Consider the following 16,537-nt stretch of genomic DNA (forward strand, 5'->3'; position numbering starts at 1 on the left):
GGACTAACGGGCGCTCTCCATGCGCACCTGAGCGATGGCGACGTGGGCGACTTCTTCCCAGTCCATGTACAGGGTTCGCAGAGCGGGGTCGGTGAACAGCATCCGGATGAAGGTCCGGCGGTCCTCCGGGATGCTCGTGTAGTCGGCGATCAGGGCGGCTGCCAGCCGGTTCCAGGCCAGAACATCGGTACGGCGTCCAGAGACGACCGCGGGGCTCGTGCCGAGGTCGTCGAGGAGGTACTGCAGCTGTGGGTCCACCTTCTGCCGGGCATCGCCGGACGGCAGCTTGTTCTTGGCCGCGAGTTCGAAAAGGTAGGTCCGCCGGTCCGTGTCGAGTCGGAGCACCCGGGCGAGGTCGGCGAGCACTGGAGTGGATGCCTGGAGGCGGCCCTGCTCGATCCGCGCGTAGTACTCGGTGCTGATGGAGGCCAGCAGAGCAACCTCCTCACGGCGCAGACCAGCCACCCGCCGTGTTCAGGTGCAGGTCACGACTCATGTTTCCTAGGGTCGCACAGGGACCAGACCGGGAAGGGGGAAGATCCTTCCCGCGTGGCCGAAGTGGCCGACGCGCAGCAGCGTGGTGACCTCGCCCGGGAGATGGAGCCTGCCGATCTCCTGACCATGGTTCTCGCCGCCGCCCTGGCGTGGTTCTGGGCCGCCGAGGGCGTCGACCCCAGGGAGGCCGGCCAGTCCTGGTCGGCACAGCGGCTGGCCCTGCACCGCGCGGCGGTCGTTGAGGCCGCCCGCCGTATCAGCGAACCCAGGACCGCTGGTGAGTAGCAACGGGAGGCAAACGCGCCCGAAGCTGCCGGCCACGGTCCGCTAGCGCGCCTGAGTGTGCTCGCGTCGCGCTGTGGTGTCGGTGCCGTCCCACTGGTAGCGATCGGTGCCGGGCAGGCCCAGGAACTGCAGGACGCGTTCGACGAACTCGTCCCGCAGTTGCGCGAGTGTCTCCGGCACGTTGTAGTACGTCGGGATCATCGGGTACACGGTGGCTCCCGCCTCCGTGACAGCGACCATGTTGCGCAGGTGGATGAGGTTCAGCGGTGCTTCCCGGAGACAGAGGACGAGTTTGCGCCGTTGCTTCAGCATCACGTCCGCGGCTCGCTCGATGAGGCTCTCGGTCTGGCCGTGAGCGATGCGTCCGAGTACGCCGGCGGCACACGGCAGGATGATCATGGCGTCGGTGGGGTAGCTGCCGCTGGTCACCGGTCCTGACATGTCGGCCGGATCGAGGAAGCGGACTTTCGTCGACGTGGCCTCCAGGGCCTGGACCACCGAGTCCGGATCTTCGCCGGTCTGGAATTCGAAAGCCACCAGCTTGCGCCCGTTGGCCGACACGAGAAGGTTGACGTGGCCGACCCGGTCGTCTCTCTGAAGTGAGGCGAGCAAGGCTTTGGCCACTCCGGTGCCGCCTGCTCCCGTGACAGCAACTGTCACATTCTGCTGGGTCACGTCTGTCCCCTTCCTGACGCATCGGGCTGGCGACCGCACCTTCTCGTGCCTGACGAATGGAGGTCTCGAGGCCGTCGTTGAGGACCGCTGTCCGCGTCGGTCCGACACGCACGCTGATCGGTACCTCGCCAGGTGAGCGCCAAATCCCATGGGTCACTCGGCCGGCGGCTTGTCGTGATGACTCATTCACCCGGGCGGTGGCAGCCGCCGGCCCCGAGCGGAGGGTTCCTCGAGGCCGACGGCCGAGCATGCCGGTCGGGAGACGGCCACCTGGTGGATACCTCCCGCGATCCGCGGCACCCAGGCGTCAGCGCGATGCGGCAGAGCCGGTGTCGCCTGCCGACTCGGATTCGGCGGCGAGGACCTTGGCGCGCACATCTGCCGGGAAGACGCCGTCGAACGTTGCGGGCGGTACGCGTCCGCTTCCCACCGCCGGGAGCAGGGCGTCGTGCACGACGATGGCTCCCCAGCCGTTGTGCAGTTCCTCCTCGGTGAAGCACGGGTACCACGGCATGATCGGTCCGTGCCACTGCTCCTGGCGGAGGGACGGGTGCACCCTGGTGGCCAGTGCCCAGAGCAGATCCGAGTCGTTCGACGGATCCACGTCGTCGTCGAGGACGTAGACGACGGGGGAGAGCCGCCCCACCCGGGTGCCGTTCAGCACCTCGCCGATGCGGTGCACGAAGCGCGCGGTGTCCATCCCCGGCAGCGAGTCGCGCCAGTTCTGCGGGACGGTGATCACCGTCCAGAAGCAGGCTGCACCGAGCGGGAGCCATGCCGTCGTGATCGGCAGCCCCGCCTTCCGCAGGACCGCGACGACCTCTGCGGAGATGCCGGCAGCCGGTGCGACGTGCGAGTCGTCGACAGGCCGGCCGGCGGCGGCCAGCGGCCAGATCGGGTCGTCCCGGTAGGTGATCGCCTCGATGCTGAAAAGCGGCTGCGGCGACGTCTCGGGCAGTGCCCAGCCGTGGAACTCCGCGAACGGACCCTCCACGGCGTCGCGGGTCGCGGACAGGTGTCCCTCGATGACGACCTCGGCGGAGGCCGGCACGTCCAGATCGTTCGTCTCGCACTTCACGACGTCGACCGGCTTGCCCAGCACCGCTCCGAGATACGCGCCCTCGTCGACCTCGGTCGGGACGGTCATTCCGCCGACGACGGCAATGCCCGGGTCGCCTCCCTGCACGAGGGCGTAGGGCATCGGCTCACCGATGGCCTCCCACTCGCGCCAGATCATGCCGAGGTGCTGGCTCGGCAGCACCAGTCCGGTCATGTGCTGGTCGTCGATCTTCATGATTCGGGAGATGGACCAGTTTGTCCATCGGCCGTCCGGCGTCCTGGCGATGATCACGCCCCAGGTGTTGACGTAGGGGCCGCCGTCGTCCTGGTGCACGCGTGGAATGGGGAACCGGTCGAGCCGGGCTTCGTCACCCGTCAGGATGTTCTGCTTGCAGGGCGCCGAGTCGGCTGCCACCCGCCGAGGTGGGAGCAGTTCCTTGGTGCCTGCTTCCCTGAGGTGTTCGACCAGTTCGGCTGCGGTCGTCGTGTGCGGCAGACCGAGAGAGAGGGAGACCCGCGCCAGCGGATGCCCGGGAATGCTCGACAGGGCACCCGGGGCGCCGATCATGCGGAACCCCTCGTCGACTCCGCTGAGGTGCTCGAAGAACGGGGCGGGCCTGCCGTTCTCGGTGGACCGACGGGTGATGGCCGACGCTTCCAGGTTCGGATCGATCACGCGTGAGATCCGTTGAATGTCCCCCAGCTCTTCGAGCGCGGAGATGTAGGACCGGAAGTCATTGATTTCAGACATCAGTTGGTTACGCCTTTCAGTTCGGAGGGGCGCGGCATTCCGTCCCAGCGCTGCGCCGAAGCCACCTGGATATCGAGTTGGTCCAGGACTCGGACAACGACATGCTCAACGAGCTCGTCAATGGATTTCGGACGGCTGTAGAAGGCCGGCATCGGCGGCACGATCCTCGCTCCCATGCGCGAGAGCGCCAGCATGTTCTCGAGATGGATCTCGCTGAGCGGGGTCTCCCTCGGTACGAGCACCAAGGGGCGGCGCTCCTTCAGCGTGACGTCGGCAGCTCGGGGGATGAGACCGTCGGCATATCCGGTTCGGATTCCGGCGAGTGTCTTCATGCTGCACGGCGCGACAATCATTCCGTCCACGCGGAATGAACCTGATGAGATTGCCGCCCCTTGGTCGTTCCACGTATAGGTCACGTCGGCCAGGTCGGTGACTTCGCGGACCGACAGGTCGGTCTCCAGATGGATGGTCGCCCTGGCCCATTGGGACAGAACGAGATGAGTCTCCACATCCGGCTGCTCCCGCAGTCGGCGAAGCAGTTCGACAGCGAAGACGGCGCCGGTCGCTCCGGTCATTCCCAAGATCACACGTCGGGACATGGGGATGCACCTTCCGTACACGGTAAGTCCGTACACGGAACAATGTAGCTGCCGAAACTTCCGATTGCAAACAGTCCGTGTACCGACTGACCGTATACGGAGGTAGCCTGTACTTATGACGACCGGAGCGCGATACGACGGGACGCTGGAAGACGGCATGGCCCACCAGCTGCGACGCGCCTCGCAGGCGGTGAACGCCTCGTGGCAGCTGCGCAGCGGTGACCTCACGCCTCCGCAGTTCGCGGTGCTTCACGTCCTGGACGAGCGCGGCAGCCTCGACCAGAAGACGCTGGGCGCCCTCGCCGCGGTCGACCGGTCGACACTCACTCCCCTTCTCGACCGGCTCGTGGCCCGCGGCCTGATCACCAAGAGCACGGATCCCGGCAACCGCCGCCGGCAACTGGTCTCCCTGACTCCTGCCGGGCACGAACGAGCGGCTCTGGGCCGCCAGCAGGCACAGGAGACAAGCCGCTGGATCGAGGAGCTGCTCGGACCCGAGCGGCTCGCGACCCTGACCCTGCTGCTCAAGGAACTCGGAGACGCAGGCCGCGACCAGCAGCCGTAGTGAGGGAGTCAGGAAAGGGGCGTCGCGTCGTGCCGTCCCTGTCTCCGGGGCCGGGGCGCGGAGCCGATGGTTTCGTGGCGCCTGTTGTCGAGCTGTTCGTGACCCACGGCTCGGTCGGACTCGAGACTACCGGCGCGCCGGCCGCGGGTGACGCGGTCCGCTTCCCCGTGAGCGGTGGCCAGCGGATCAGTGTCCGGCGCCCGCCGCACTTATCGTCCGGGAGATGCGCACGGGCCTCGCGATCTGTCCATGCGAGGAGGCAGCGCCGGGTACCGGTCCGCGCCGTCCAGCGCCGCACGGCCGATGGAGCGCGCATCCCGAGACCGCACGGGATCCCTGCCGCCATCAAGCGATCACCCTCACACCGTTCAGAAGCGAGTGGTACTGGACGATGCCGATGCCGAACCGCCCTGGCTCGACAGTGAGTCGCTGTCCTGCGGGCTGGTCGATGGCCCCCGGCATGGACAAGCAGAAAGACACACGTGCCCTTCAGCCACCGGCCCGGCGCAGCCACTGCTCTTCCTCACCTGGTTCGGGCAGCACACGACCGCCCTCCACAGCGGACCCGGCAGGTCCGTCCTGCAGCACCACCATGGTTTGGCGCTCGTCCAGGCCGGCGATCGCTGAGGACAGCTCCAGAGCCAGTCGCGTCGCCTCCTTCTGCGGATGGCCCCGTCGCACCCAGCCAGTGACGATCAGTGGTGTCGCCGGCTGCCCGCCCGCGAAGACACTGTCTGCAGGCAGCTCGGAGAAGACCACGTCGACGTAGGCCGGTGAAACATGGTTGATATCCAAGTGGATCCGGGTGATCTCGGCTGCCAGCAGGGCCTTCACCTCGCTGGTCAGCGATCCCTGCGCAGCAGTACAGGTGTAGACGGGCATGACGAATCTCCTTTCCTCGACGTGATCCGTAACGCCGCCGACTTGGTTCAGGAAGCCGGCGCCGCAGTCCCGCAGACCGCGAAGCCCTTGCTTCCCCGTCGGGCCGCCCCACCAGTGGTGGCTTCCGGCCGCGGCACGCCGGACTGGTACGGGCGAGTACTGGCCGCCCAGTTCGGCGCTCCCGGGACGCCCCGGCATGGACACCCGCTCGGTACACGCTCTTGGCCGCTGACGACCACTCTTGCGCCGTCCGCCCCCAGTTCGCGCGCGGCACACCCGGTCCTTCAGTCCGAAGTCCATGGCTGCTGTCCCTTGCTTCGTGGGTCGGCGACGGTCGTTCGACGGGGTGCCCTGGCGTGCTCTGAACCAGCGCTACAGCGCGGCCTTCTGGGGCTGGGTGGAGACCACGATGACGGTGGTGGTGTCGGCGTGCAGCGCCGCGTTGAACGCCTTCTCCAGCTCTTCCGCGGTCTCGACCTCGGCGGTGCGGCAGCCGTAGCCGCGGGCCAGGGAGGCGATGTCGATGCCGGGCAGGTCCAGGCCCGGCACGCCCGGGGTCTCCTCCAGTACCGCGAAGGACTTGAGGATGGAGTACTCCCGGTTCCGCATGACCACGTACACGACCGGCAGCTGGTGCTGGGCCGCGGTCCAGATCCCCTGCAGGGAGTACTGGAAGGAACCGTCGCCGATCAGCCCGATCACCGGACGGCTGACCCCGTTGGCGCGGTCGCCCAGAGCAACGCCGACGGCCGCCGGAGTGCCCCAACCGATGCCTCCGCTGGCCGTGGCGAAGAACGATCCGGACCGGATGGTGGGGAGCCACTCGATCTGCTGCGCCATCGTGGAGGTCGACTCGTTCACGATGACCGCGTCGGCGGGCCTGACCCTGCTCAGTGCGGCGTAGACCTCAGGCGGGGACAGCGGGCCGCTGCTGGGGGTCCGCGGGAGCCGCCGGGGCCGCGGCATCGGTGCGGGTGCGGTGCGCGCCGTGCCTTCCTCGACCAGGTCCACCAGCAGTTCGATGGCTGTCCTGGTGTCGCTGAGGAGGCTGTCGCCCATGCGTGCGTACGAGGCGACGGCGGGGTCGGCGGTGATGTGCAGCAGTTCGGTGCCCTCCGGCAGGTACGGCCCGGGCACGTAGGGGTAGTAGCGGAAGACCTCGGCGCCGATCACGATCACGAGGTCGTGTCCGGTCAGCCGGTCGCTGATGGTCTTGACCGACATGCCGAGCGGGCCGCCGAAGAGGGGGTGGTCCTCGGGAAAGGAAGCGCGGTCCAGCAGCGGGGCGCCGTAGACGGCCGCGCGCAGTTTCTCGGCCAGGGCGACCGCCGCGTCCCAGCCGCGGGCGCGGTCCACCTCGGGTCCGAAGACCAGGGCGGGGTTACGGCTCGCGGAGATGCGGTCGGCGAAGCGCCGCAGCCGCTCGGTGTCGGGGGCGACCCGCTCGCTGACGGTGCGTGTCCGGGTGAAGCCGTCCAGGGGCTGGTTCCAGTCGTCCATCGGGATGGAGAGGTAGACCGGTCCCGTCGGGGGCTGGAGCGCGATCGCGTAGGCGCGCAGGAAGGCTTCGGGGACGTCCTGGGCCCGGGCGGGCTCGTACGACCACTTCACCCAGGGCTGGGGCATCGTGGTGGCCTCGCGGTTGCCCAGGTAGGGCTCGCCGATCAGCAGTTCCCGGTGCTGCTGCCCCGAAGTGACGATGAGCGGGGTGTTCCCCCGGTAGGCGGCGACGAGGTTGCCCAGCGCGTTGCCCAGGCCCGCTGAGGAGTGCAGGTTGACCAGCGCCGGGCGGCGCGTGACCTGTGCGAAGGCGTCGGCCATCGCGATGGCCGACGCCTCCTGGAGGGCCAGGACGTACTGGAAGTCCTCGGGGAACTCCTGCAGGAAGGTCTGCTCGGTCGACCCGGGATTCCCGAACACCGTGGTGAGCTGCAGGGAGCGCAGCAGGTCGTAGGTGACGCTGTGGACAGTGGAGTTCTCGGTCATGATGGCGTCCTTCGGCTGTGCGGAGCATCGACGGCGAGACTCAGAACATCGACTGAGCGCGAAACTACGTCGCGGCTCACGGCCTCGTCTTCGGTCGATTGACTGCATGCACGTCAGTCGGTTGCCTCCCTGCCCGACCGCTCCCGGATTGTTCAGTCATCTGACGCATGCGGAACGGCCCCGCCGCGTGGTGAGAATCGGTCGCAGCCAGTTTCGAGCGGCTCGTTCGCACTCAGGACCTTCACGATGTGTGGGTAGTTCCGCTCGAAGTGATCGCGTGCGGAGGCGGTGGATACCCATGCCACGGAGAATGATCGTGGGGATGACGGGGGTGACCGGAGCCGTGTTCGGTGTCGAATTGTTGCGCCGACTGCGGCAGCAGCCGGATGTGGAGACCCATCTGGTGTTGTCCCCGTGGGCCAGGTCGACCGTGCGACGGGAGACCGGATTGTCGGCGCACGAGGTCATCGACCTCGCGGACGCGACGTACGCGTGGAACGACCAGGGCGCGCCGATCTCGTCGGGGTCGTTCCGGGGAGACGCCATGGTCATCGCGCCGTGCAGCCTGAAGACGCTGGCCGGAATATGCACCGGCTGTGCCGAGGGGCTCATTTCCCGTGCGGCCGACGTGACGCTGAAGGCCGGGCGCCGATTGGTACTCGTGGCACGGGACCCGCTCAGCGAGAGTCACCTGGACAACATGCTGGCGCTCACGCGTATGGGGGCTCGGATCGTCCCGCCGATGCCGGCCTGCTACTACCGTCCCGAGACGATCGGGGATCCGGTCAGCCATGTCGTCGTCCGCGTCCTGGACCAGTTGGACATTCACGTGCCGTCGGCACAGTGCTGGAACGGCATGTCCCACTCGCCGGCGCTGTAGGGAACCAGCACCGATGTCCGCGATTACCGACCTCCGGACCCACCTTTGTGAACTCGAAGCGCTCGGGACACCCGCCACGGCCTCGCCTACGAGCGCGGCTCACCAAGCCACCGCTTCCGCCGCCGCGGGTGGACGCCGCCTCCCCGCCCTGCAAACACGACACCCGACCCGCGGACCGGCTCGTGGCCGACGAAGCCGTCGTACCGGAGGTGTAGGCCGCGCGCGTCTACGACTGGAATTGACCCTCGGAATGGGCTTCGTGGGCGCCGGCTTCCAGTGCGGCGCGCAGCGCGGCGCGGGTGGTGATGCCGAGTTTCGGGAAGATCCGGTGCAGGTGGGAGCCGACCGTGCGGTGGGACAGGAACAGACGGGCGCCGATCTCCTTATTGGTGAGCCCGGTGGCGGCCAGTTCGGCGATCTGCCGTTCCTGGGCGGTCAGTTCGGGTGCCGCCGGGTCGGAACGCGCAGCGGCTACGCCGGTGGCGCGCAGTTCGTTGCGGGCGCGCTGCACCATCGCTCGCGCGCCGATCCGGTCGAAGGTCTCCATGGCGGCACGCAGCTGGATACGTGCGCGGGCGGTGTCCCGGGTGCGGCGCAGCCACTGTCCGTAGGCGAACTGGATACGTGCCTGCTCCCAGGGATAGCGGGCGGCTTCGGGCAGGGCCAGGGCCGCCTCGAACAGGGCGCCGGCCTTGTCGTCGTCCGCGGCCACGGCCGCGGCTCCGGCCGTGATGATCGCGATGCGCGTGCCGATGCGGTGGAGCCCGGCCTGCTGGGCGGCGACGACGTGTGCGCGGGCCTCCTCGCGGCGGCCGGTACGCATCGCCGCCTCGACCAGGTCGAGCACCACCCACCGGTTGGGGATGTCTGCGCTGGGGGCGCTGGGCGGGTCGATCTGCGCCACCTGGGTGTGGGCTTCCTCGAAGTCGCCTTGGCCCATGGCCGCGAGATGGCCGGCCGAGCGGGCGTACCCCATGGTGACGCCCATGCCCCGGGGCGCCGCCCAGGTGGTGGTCTCCTTGCTGCGGGCGCGGGCCAGGTCCACATCGCCGCGCAGCGCGGCACCGGAGGCCAGCACGGCCCGGATCTGCCGCTCCCAGAACGAGTAGCCATAGCCCGTCGCCAACTCCAGCCCCTGCTGCGCGAGGTTCTCGGCCTCGTCCCACCGGCCGTGTACGTAGGAGTCCTGGCAGAGCAGCATCAGCGCGGGCACCACCATGGCGATGGCGCCGCCGTCGCGTTCCCGCTCGATCATGCCGCGGACCGCGTAGCGGTAGTCGGACAGGGTGTCCATCGCGACCGCGGCGAAGGCCAGCGGAATCACTTCCCAGGGCGCAGCGGCCCGCGGGAGCGCGGCGAAGGCGCGGGCCAGGCCCTCCCGGATGGCGTCCGAGGCCCGGGTGGGATCGACGTACGCGTCGTAACACAGCTGGAACGGGACGACCTGCTCGGGCTCGAAGCGGACCATGGCCTTCCTGAGCAGCTCCCACGGCTCCGGCCGCAGGGCGTAGAGGCTGACCAGCAGCAGCGCGTAGAGGATGCCGTACCTGTCCCAGGATTCCGGCCCGGCATCCTCGCCGGCGTCGAGCGCCCGGGTCAGCAGCCGGTACGCGGCGGAAACGTCGCCTTCGTCGTTCGTGAGCAGGTGGGCGGTGGCGGCGAAAACCAGCGCATCCGGGCTCTGCGGGGTCTGCCCGGCGTCCGCCAGCAGCCAGGTGACCTGGTCGAGCTGTCCGGCCATGGTGGCGAGGTGGGCGGCCTCGACCAGGCGCCGGGAGCGGTCTCCGGGGTGCGGGCTGAGTTCAGCCGCGCGCACCAGGGTGGCCACCGCGGTCGAGGCACGGCCGCGGTGCCGCGCGAGCATGGCCGCCTTGTCCAGCGCCCGGGCCACCGTCTCGTCGGGTCCGGTGCTGGCCGCGGCCAGATGGCACGCCTGGCGCTCGGGGTCGAAGGCCAGGGCCTCGGCGAGTGCCCGGTGCGCGGCCCGGCGCTCGCCCGGCGGGGCCAGGTACACAACCGCCGAGCGGGTCAGCGGATGGCTGAAGGTGACCTGTCCGGAGGCGGTGTCGGCGTGGACCAGCCGGGCCCGCTGTGCCGGGGCCAGGTCGTCCAGGTCCAGCGAGCATCGGGTCGTGACCCTGATGGTGTCCAGGTCGTCGTCGGCCGCCAGTGCGGCGAGCAGGAGTGCCTTTCTGGTCGCGCCGGGCAGCTGGTCGAGCTCGGGGGCGAAGGTGTCCAGCAGCCGCTCGGACAGGGGCAGCACGCTGGGCACCGGCTGTGCGCCGGAGCGCTGCCGGTCGTTCAGAGTCGTCGGTAGCTCTTGGAGGGCCAGCGGGTTACCCGCGGCCTGGGCCAGCAGCCGGCGCCGCACGGTCGGCGCCAGGCCCGGCCACCGGGCCTCCACAAGCTCCGCCGCCGACTGGTCGTCCAGGGGCGGCACCGTCCGTTCCGGCAGCCCCACCTGGTGGAGAAGCCCTTTCAGCCCGGTACGGGCGGCGGCCAGCAGGGCCACAGGGGCTTGGCCCAGCCGACGCATGGCGAAGGCCAGTACCGTGGCGCTGGCCGGGTCGATCCACGGTGCGTCATCGGCCACCAGCAGCAGCGGGCATTCGTCGGCGGCAGCGCCGAGCAGGGAGAGTACGGCTGTGCCGGCGGTCAGCGGGTCCGGGAGAGCTGCCGGCGTCAGGTCGAAGAGCCGGCAGAGGACATCGCGCTGCGGGCCGGGCAGGAGATCGGCGTCCGCGCGCAGTGGGTAGAGCATCTGGTGGATCATGGCGAAACTGATCCCGGCCTCGAACTGCGCGCCGCAGGCGCGCAGCACACGCCTGCCGGCGGCACTCGCCCGGGCCGCGGCGACGTCGAGCAGCGCGGTCTTCCCGACCCCTGGGTCACCACGCAGCAGCAACCTGCGGCCGACGGGGCCGTACCCGGTGCGATCCTGATCGGCGAACAGCGAGTCGATCAGCACCAGCTCGTCCGCGCGCCCCACGAGACCGCCGAAGTCGCAACCGGCGGGCTGCGCGGGATACCTCCGGCTCTCGGAAGTCGCCACAGTGGTGAGGATAGGTTCCGCTCGTAGCACGGCACAACGCCGACCGCGCGCGTACCGCCCACCTTACGGGGTGTGCTCAGGCCGATGGCGTGCTTGTTTTCACCGCTGTACGGCGCTTGCGGCGAAGGGCGGCCATACGGTCTCGGTGCTTCCCCGGCGACCGCCCTAGCGTGAACCCGCTCGATTCGCGGTCTTGACCGCGGAGACTCTAGAAGCCTTTGCGTACGCCGCCGTCGACCGACAGCATCACGCCCGTGAGGTACGACGCTGCGGGCGAGAGCAGGAAGGCGGCGCTGCGGCCGAACTCGTCCGGGGTTCCGTAGCGGCGCAGGGGGACGCCGGCGGCGGCGCCTTCGCGGGCGGCGTCGGCGTCACCGTGCCGTGCGTCGAGTTCGCGTACCCGGTCGGTCTCGATGTGGGCGGGCACGAGGCCGACGACGCGGATGCCTCGGGGGCCCAGCTCGTTGGCGAGGTTCTTCGCGTAGCCGGCCAGGCCCGGCCGCAGGGCGTTGGAGATCGCGAGGCCGGGAATGGGCTCGTACACGGAGCTGGAGAGGACGAAGCCGATGGCACCTCCCTCGCCCAGCTCGGCGGCGACGGCGCGGGAGAGCCGCACCGCGCCGAGGAAGACCGACTCGAAGGAGGCGCGCCACTGGTCGTCGTCGATGGTGTCCGAGGTGCCTGCCGGGGGCCCGCCGACGCTGATGAGCACTCCGTCCAGGCGCTTGAACGCGTCACGGGCCGCGGCGATCAGCCGCTCCGGAGTGTCGGCGTCGGCGTTGTCGGCCACGACGCCGACTGCCTGCCCTGGGCCGCCGAGGTCCGCCTGTGCGGCGGCGACCGACTTCTCGTCGCGGCCGCTGACGACCACCCGCGCGCCGTCCGCCACCAGTTCGCGCGCGGCGGCCATGCCCAGCCCGCGGGTGCCGCCGGTGACTATGTACACCCGGTCCTTCAGTCCGAAGTCCATGTTTGTTGTCCTCTCTCCGCTGTTCCTTCTTCGACCGCCCGATCCGCGCGGCCTACAACATCGCCTTCTGGGGCTGCGTGGCGACGACGATGACGGTGGTGGTGCCGGCGGTCAGGGCCGACTTGAACTCGCGCTCCAGGTCCTCGGTGGTATCCACGTCGACCGCGCGGCATCCGAAGCCGCGGGCGACGGAGGCGATGTCGAGCCCGGGCAGGTCGAGCCCGGGCACCCCGGGGGTCTCCTCCAGCACGGCGAACGACTTGAGGATGGAGTACTCCTGGTTGCGCATGACGACGTAGACGATCGGGAGGTTGTGCTGGGCGGCCGTGTAGATGGCCTGCACGGAGTACTGGAAGGAGCCGTCGCCGATCAGGCCGATCACCGGCCGTTCGGCGCCCCTGTCCCAGTCGCCGAGCGCGACGCCCACGGCGGCCGGGGTGCCCCAGCCGATGCCTCCGCTGGCCGTGGCGAAGAACGATCCGGTCCGGTTGGTGGGGAGCCACTCGATCTGCTGCGCCATCGTGGAGGTCGACTCGTTGACGATGACCGCGTCGGCCGGCCGGACCCTGCTGAGGGTGGCGTACACCTCCGGCGGGGTGAGCGGGGTGTTCGGCGCCTGGGGGAGCTCGCGGGGCCGCGGCATCGGTTCCGGCGCGGTCCGCGCCGAACCCTCAGCGACCATGTCCAGGAGCAGCTCGATCGCCGTCTTGGGATCGCCCAGGAGGCTGTCGCCGACGCGCGCCCCCGCGGCCACCGCCGGGTTGCCGGTGATCTGCAGCAGCTCCGTGCCCTCCGGCAGGTACGGCCCGGGCACGTAGGGGTAGTAGCGGAACACCTCCGCGCCGATCACGACCACCAGGTCGTGGCCCGTCAACCGATCGCTGATGGTCTTGACCGACATGCCGAGCGGGCCGCCGAAGAGGGGGTGGTCCTCGGGGAAGGAAGCCCGGTCCAGCAGCGGGGCGCCGTAGACGGCCGCGCGCAGCTTCTCCGCCAGCGCGACGGCCGCGTCCCAGCCACCGGCCCGGTCCACCTCCGGACCGAAGACCAGCGCGGGACGACGGCTGGCCGAGATGCGATCGGCGAACATGCGCAGCCGAGCGGTGTCGGGGGCGACGCGGTCGCTGACCGTCCGCACCCGGGTGAAGCCGGACAGGGGCCGCTTCCAGTCGTCCATCGGAATCGACAGGTACACCGGGCCCGTCGGCGGCTGCAGCGCCTCCGCGTAGGCCCGCATGAAGGCTTCGGGTACATCTTCGGCGCGAGCGGGTTCGTACGACCATTTCACCCACGGCTTGGGCAGCGTGACGGCCTCTCGGTTGCCGAGATACGGGTCGCCGATCACCAGCTCCCGGTGCTGCTGGCCGGAGGTGATGATCAGGGGTGTGTTGCCGTGGTAGGCCGCCACCAGGTTGCCCACCGCGTTTCCCATCCCGGCCGAGGAGTGCAGGTTGACCAGCGCGGGTCGGCCGGTGACTTGGGCGAAGGTGTCGGCCATCGCGATGACGGAAGCCTCCTGCAGTGCCAGGACGTAGGTGAAGTCCTCGGGGAATTCCTGCAGGAACGGCTGCTCGGTGGAACCGGGGTTACCGAAGACCGTGGTGAGTTTCAGGGTTCGCAGCAGGTCGTAGGTCACGCTGCGGACGGTGGACTTCTCAGTCATGGTTGCCATCGACTCCTTGCTGGGGCTGGGTTTCTGGTGCGACGGGTCTGGTGGAGGGGTGCGCGCTATTCCATGCGGTGCCGAGTGCCGTCTTCGGCGTCGTGGGGTGCCGGAAGCGTGCGCCAATCCGATCCTGCTGCACAAATAGGTACTTGTCATGACATATAAACCGTCCGGTGACGAGCCTGATGGGGGGCTGGGCCCAGGTCGCTGAGGACGTGGACCATGGCCGACCACTCGGTGAGCGAGGTACCGCCGATGCGTCCGTCCCGCGATTGGTCGGCGGCTGTCAGGTGAGGCGGCGGAGGGCCTCGGGAGCGAGGTCGGCGAGGGTGGGATAGCCGTCGACAGCCATGATCAGGTCTGCTTCGGCGAGCAGGGACCTCAGGACGTGGACGACGCCGGCCTCGCCGCCGTAGGCGAGGCCGTACGCGTAGGGGCGGCCAATGCCGACGGCGGAGGCGCCCAGGGCGATGGCCTTGATGATGTCGGCTCCCGTGCGGACACCGGAGTCGAACAGGACGGGAGTGCCGTCGGCGGCCTGGACCACGCTGGGCAGGACGTCGAGGGCGGGCAGGCCGCCGTTGGCCTGGCGGCCGCCGTGGTTGGAGCAGTAGATGCCGTCCACGCCGCCGTCCTTGGCGCGGCGGACGTCGTCGGGGTGGCAGATGCCCTTCAGGATCAGCGGCAGGTCGGTGATCGAGCGCAGCCAGGACAGGTCGTCCCAGGTGAGCGGGTTGCCGAAGATCCGCACCCATTCGGCGACCGCGGCCGCCGGGTCGTCCTCCGGGCTGCGGGCGAGGCGGGCGCGGAAGACGGGGTCGCTGGTGTAGTTGGTCAGGCAGTTCCCGCGCAGCTGGGGGAAGTTGCTGACGGCGAGGTCGCGGGGGCGCCAGCCGGTGATCCAGGTGTCCAGGGTGACCACGATGCCCTTGAAGCCGGCCTTCTCGGCCCGGTGCACCAGGCTCTCGGCCAGCTCCCGGTCGGTGGGCGTGTAGAGCTGGAAGAAGCCCGGGGTGGCGCCGAACTCGGCGGCGACCTCCTCCAGTGGATCGACGGTCAGGGTGGAGGCGACCATCGGCACGCCGGTGCGGGCGGCGGCACGGGCCGTGGCGAGATCGCCGTGGCCGTCCTGCGCGCACAGCCCGATCACGCCGACCGGGGCCATGAACAGCGGTGAGGGCAGGCGCATCCCGAACAGGTCGACGGACAGATCCCGGTCCGTGGCCCCCACTATCATCCGCGGGACGAGGCCCCAGCGTTCGAACGCGGTGACGTTGGCCCGCTGGGTGCGCTCGTCGCCGGCTCCGGCCATGACGTAGGAGCGCACGGAGGCGGGCATCGCGGCCTGAGCCAGCGGCTCCAGCTCGTCGTAGGTCATCGGGAAGCGCGGCACCACCCCGCGCAGCCCGTCCATGTAGATCTCGTCCTGATAGTCGCCGTACGCCATGGTCCGGCCCTCCTCACGCTCGACAGGTGCGGGCCCCTGAAGTCCACAATGGGAGAGTGACGCGTGAAAGCCGCCAAACGCAGGATTCTGCCTCGCGGGAGGGGACCATGCAGGATGATGCACCAGCGCTGCTGACAGAGGACGACCTGGCACTGATCAACGCCCTGCAGCTGCAGCCGCGGGCCTCATGGACCGAGCTCGGGCGTGCCCTGGAGGTCGACCCGGTCACCGTCGCCCGCCGCTTCGGCCGCCTGTCCGAGCAGGGCGCCGCCTGGGTGGGATTCTCACCCGGCCCACGCCTGTTCGAGCAGATCTGCGTGGCCTTCGTCGTGATCGACTGCGCTCCCGGCGCCACCACCGGGGTCGCCCAGGCACTGAGCGCCCACCCCCACATGCTCACGATCGAGCGCGCGGCCGCCGGCCACGACATCCTCGCCATCGCCGCCACCCGCGACCTGCCGGCCCTCTCCCGCTACACCCTCGACCTGCTCCCGCACCTTCCCGGCATCACCGCCGTGGAAGTCCGGATCGTCACCCACATGTTCACCGAGGGCGGCCGGTGGCGCATCGCCGCCCTGGACCCCGCCCAGCGTGCCCAGCTGACCGGCCCGCCCCCGGCCCAGACCCCTGTCGCCCCGGGCGAGATCACGCCCTTCGACCGCGCCCTCATCACCCGGCTCGCCCACGACGGCCGCGCGCCCTATCAGACTCTGGCGAGCGACCTCGGCGTCAGCCTCAACACCGCAAAACGCCGCACCGAACAGCTCACCCGACGCGGCCTGCTGCGGTTCCGCTGCGACTTCGCCCGCCCCCTCGGTGGCTGGCCCGTCGCGGCCACCCTCTGGGCCAGAGTCCCGCCCGCCGATCTCCCCGAGATCGGCCACGCCCTCGTCCGTCTGCCCGAGACCCGTAACTGCGCCGCCGTCAGCGGCCCTCACAACCTCATCCTCCAGGCCAGCCTGCACTCCCTCAGCGACGTCCTGCGCCTGGAGACCCAGCTCGCCACCGCCCACCCGAGCCTCGACATCGTCGACCGCGTCATCGCCCTTCGCCAGGACAAGCTGATGGGGCGCCTCCTGGACCCCCACGGCCGCTCCGTCGGTATCGTCCCGCCCGACTTCTGGTCGGAGCCGGAGAGGTGACTCACACGGTGCCCCGAGCCGCCGACTCCTCCACGTTCGTCAGGGCCCAGCGAGCCTACGGGCATGTCGCGCTGAAAGCGCCA

At 69.8% G+C, this 16,537-nt stretch carries 14 protein-coding genes; 4 read left to right on the top strand and 10 right to left on the bottom strand.

What is annotated here, in order from left to right; translation table 11 throughout:
- Positions 1-3: 3 nt before the first annotated feature.
- A complete protein-coding gene (locus ABT171_RS38175) occupies positions 4-465 on the bottom strand; it encodes a helix-turn-helix domain-containing protein (RefSeq protein ID WP_351251071.1) in 462 nt (153 codons plus the stop codon).
- On the opposite strand from ABT171_RS38175, the gene ABT171_RS38180 reads away from it, so the two are divergent.
- Positions 391-780: a hypothetical protein gene (locus tag ABT171_RS38180; RefSeq protein WP_351251102.1), complete on the top strand. Its 390-nt coding sequence runs from the start codon at positions 391-393 to the stop codon at positions 778-780. The two genes, ABT171_RS38175 and ABT171_RS38180, sit on opposite strands and share 75 nt — an antisense overlap.
- 42 nt (positions 781-822) lie before the next feature.
- Here the strand turns inward: ABT171_RS38180 and ABT171_RS38185 are convergent, their stop codons facing one another.
- The 3 genes from ABT171_RS38185 to ABT171_RS38195 form a co-directional block, all read right to left on the bottom strand.
- Positions 823-1,455 carry a UbiX family flavin prenyltransferase gene (locus tag ABT171_RS38185; protein WP_351224914.1) on the bottom strand — a complete coding sequence of 211 codons (633 nt, stop codon included), beginning with the start codon at positions 1,453-1,455 and terminating at the stop codon, positions 823-825.
- Between the two features lie 307 nt (positions 1,456-1,762).
- Positions 1,763-3,265, bottom strand: a complete 1,503-nt coding sequence (locus tag ABT171_RS38190) for a UbiD family decarboxylase (RefSeq protein WP_351251073.1) — start codon at positions 3,263-3,265, stop codon at positions 1,763-1,765.
- On the bottom strand, positions 3,265-3,864 hold the full coding sequence (locus ABT171_RS38195; protein WP_351251075.1) for a non-oxidative hydroxyarylic acid decarboxylases subunit B: 600 nt from the start codon (positions 3,862-3,864) through the stop codon (positions 3,265-3,267). Before ABT171_RS38195 ends, ABT171_RS38190 begins: the two co-directional genes overlap by 1 nt.
- Positions 3,865-3,979: 115 nt before the next feature.
- Here ABT171_RS38195 and ABT171_RS38200 point away from each other — a divergent pair, with 115 nt between their 5' ends.
- Complete coding sequence (locus ABT171_RS38200) at positions 3,980-4,429, top strand: MarR family winged helix-turn-helix transcriptional regulator (RefSeq protein ID WP_067051826.1); 450 nt, start codon at positions 3,980-3,982, stop codon at positions 4,427-4,429.
- Positions 4,430-4,918: 489 nt separating this feature from the next.
- Here the strand turns inward: ABT171_RS38200 and ABT171_RS38205 are convergent, their stop codons facing one another.
- Together ABT171_RS38205 and mdlC (ABT171_RS38210) are read right to left on the bottom strand one after the other, a co-directional pair.
- The gene (locus ABT171_RS38205) at positions 4,919-5,311 is read right to left on the bottom strand and encodes a tautomerase family protein (RefSeq protein ID WP_351251077.1); all 393 of its coding nucleotides are present in this window, start codon (positions 5,309-5,311) and stop codon (positions 4,919-4,921) included.
- Between the two features lie 372 nt (positions 5,312-5,683).
- Positions 5,684-7,297, bottom strand: a complete 1,614-nt coding sequence (gene mdlC / locus ABT171_RS38210; RefSeq protein WP_351251079.1) for a benzoylformate decarboxylase — start codon at positions 7,295-7,297, stop codon at positions 5,684-5,686.
- A gap of 298 nt (positions 7,298-7,595) precedes the next feature.
- On the opposite strand from mdlC (ABT171_RS38210), the gene ABT171_RS38215 reads away from it, so the two are divergent.
- Entirely contained in the window at positions 7,596-8,177 is a 582-nt protein-coding gene (locus ABT171_RS38215) for a UbiX family flavin prenyltransferase (protein ID WP_079133630.1), read from the top strand.
- A gap of 226 nt (positions 8,178-8,403) precedes the next feature.
- Here the strand turns inward: ABT171_RS38215 and ABT171_RS38220 are convergent, their stop codons facing one another.
- The 4 genes from ABT171_RS38220 to ABT171_RS38235 all read right to left on the bottom strand — a co-directional run bounded on the left by ABT171_RS38220 (position 8,404) and on the right by ABT171_RS38235 (position 15,312).
- On the bottom strand, positions 8,404-11,229 hold the full coding sequence (locus tag ABT171_RS38220; protein WP_067051824.1) for a helix-turn-helix transcriptional regulator: 2,826 nt from the start codon (positions 11,227-11,229) through the stop codon (positions 8,404-8,406).
- A gap of 208 nt (positions 11,230-11,437) precedes the next feature.
- On the bottom strand, positions 11,438-12,199 hold the full coding sequence (locus tag ABT171_RS38225) for an SDR family oxidoreductase (RefSeq protein ID WP_067051822.1): 762 nt from the start codon (positions 12,197-12,199) through the stop codon (positions 11,438-11,440).
- 52 nt (positions 12,200-12,251) lie between these two features.
- Positions 12,252-13,862, bottom strand: coding sequence for a benzoylformate decarboxylase (mdlC, locus tag ABT171_RS38230; protein WP_067051820.1), 1,611 nt, complete (start codon positions 13,860-13,862; stop codon positions 12,252-12,254).
- A 289-nt stretch (positions 13,863-14,151) separates the two neighbouring features.
- A complete protein-coding gene (locus ABT171_RS38235; protein WP_351216285.1) occupies positions 14,152-15,312 on the bottom strand; it encodes an alpha-hydroxy-acid oxidizing protein in 1,161 nt (386 codons plus the stop codon).
- A gap of 107 nt (positions 15,313-15,419) precedes the next feature.
- Here ABT171_RS38235 and ABT171_RS38240 point away from each other — a divergent pair, with 107 nt between their 5' ends.
- A complete protein-coding gene (locus ABT171_RS38240) occupies positions 15,420-16,454 on the top strand; it encodes an Lrp/AsnC family transcriptional regulator (RefSeq protein ID WP_351251081.1) in 1,035 nt (344 codons plus the stop codon).
- Positions 16,455-16,537 lie beyond the last annotated feature (83 nt).

This window comes from Streptomyces sp. NPDC001851, from assembly GCF_040297165.1.
Classification (GTDB): Bacteria; Actinomycetota; Actinomycetes; order Streptomycetales; family Streptomycetaceae; genus Streptomyces.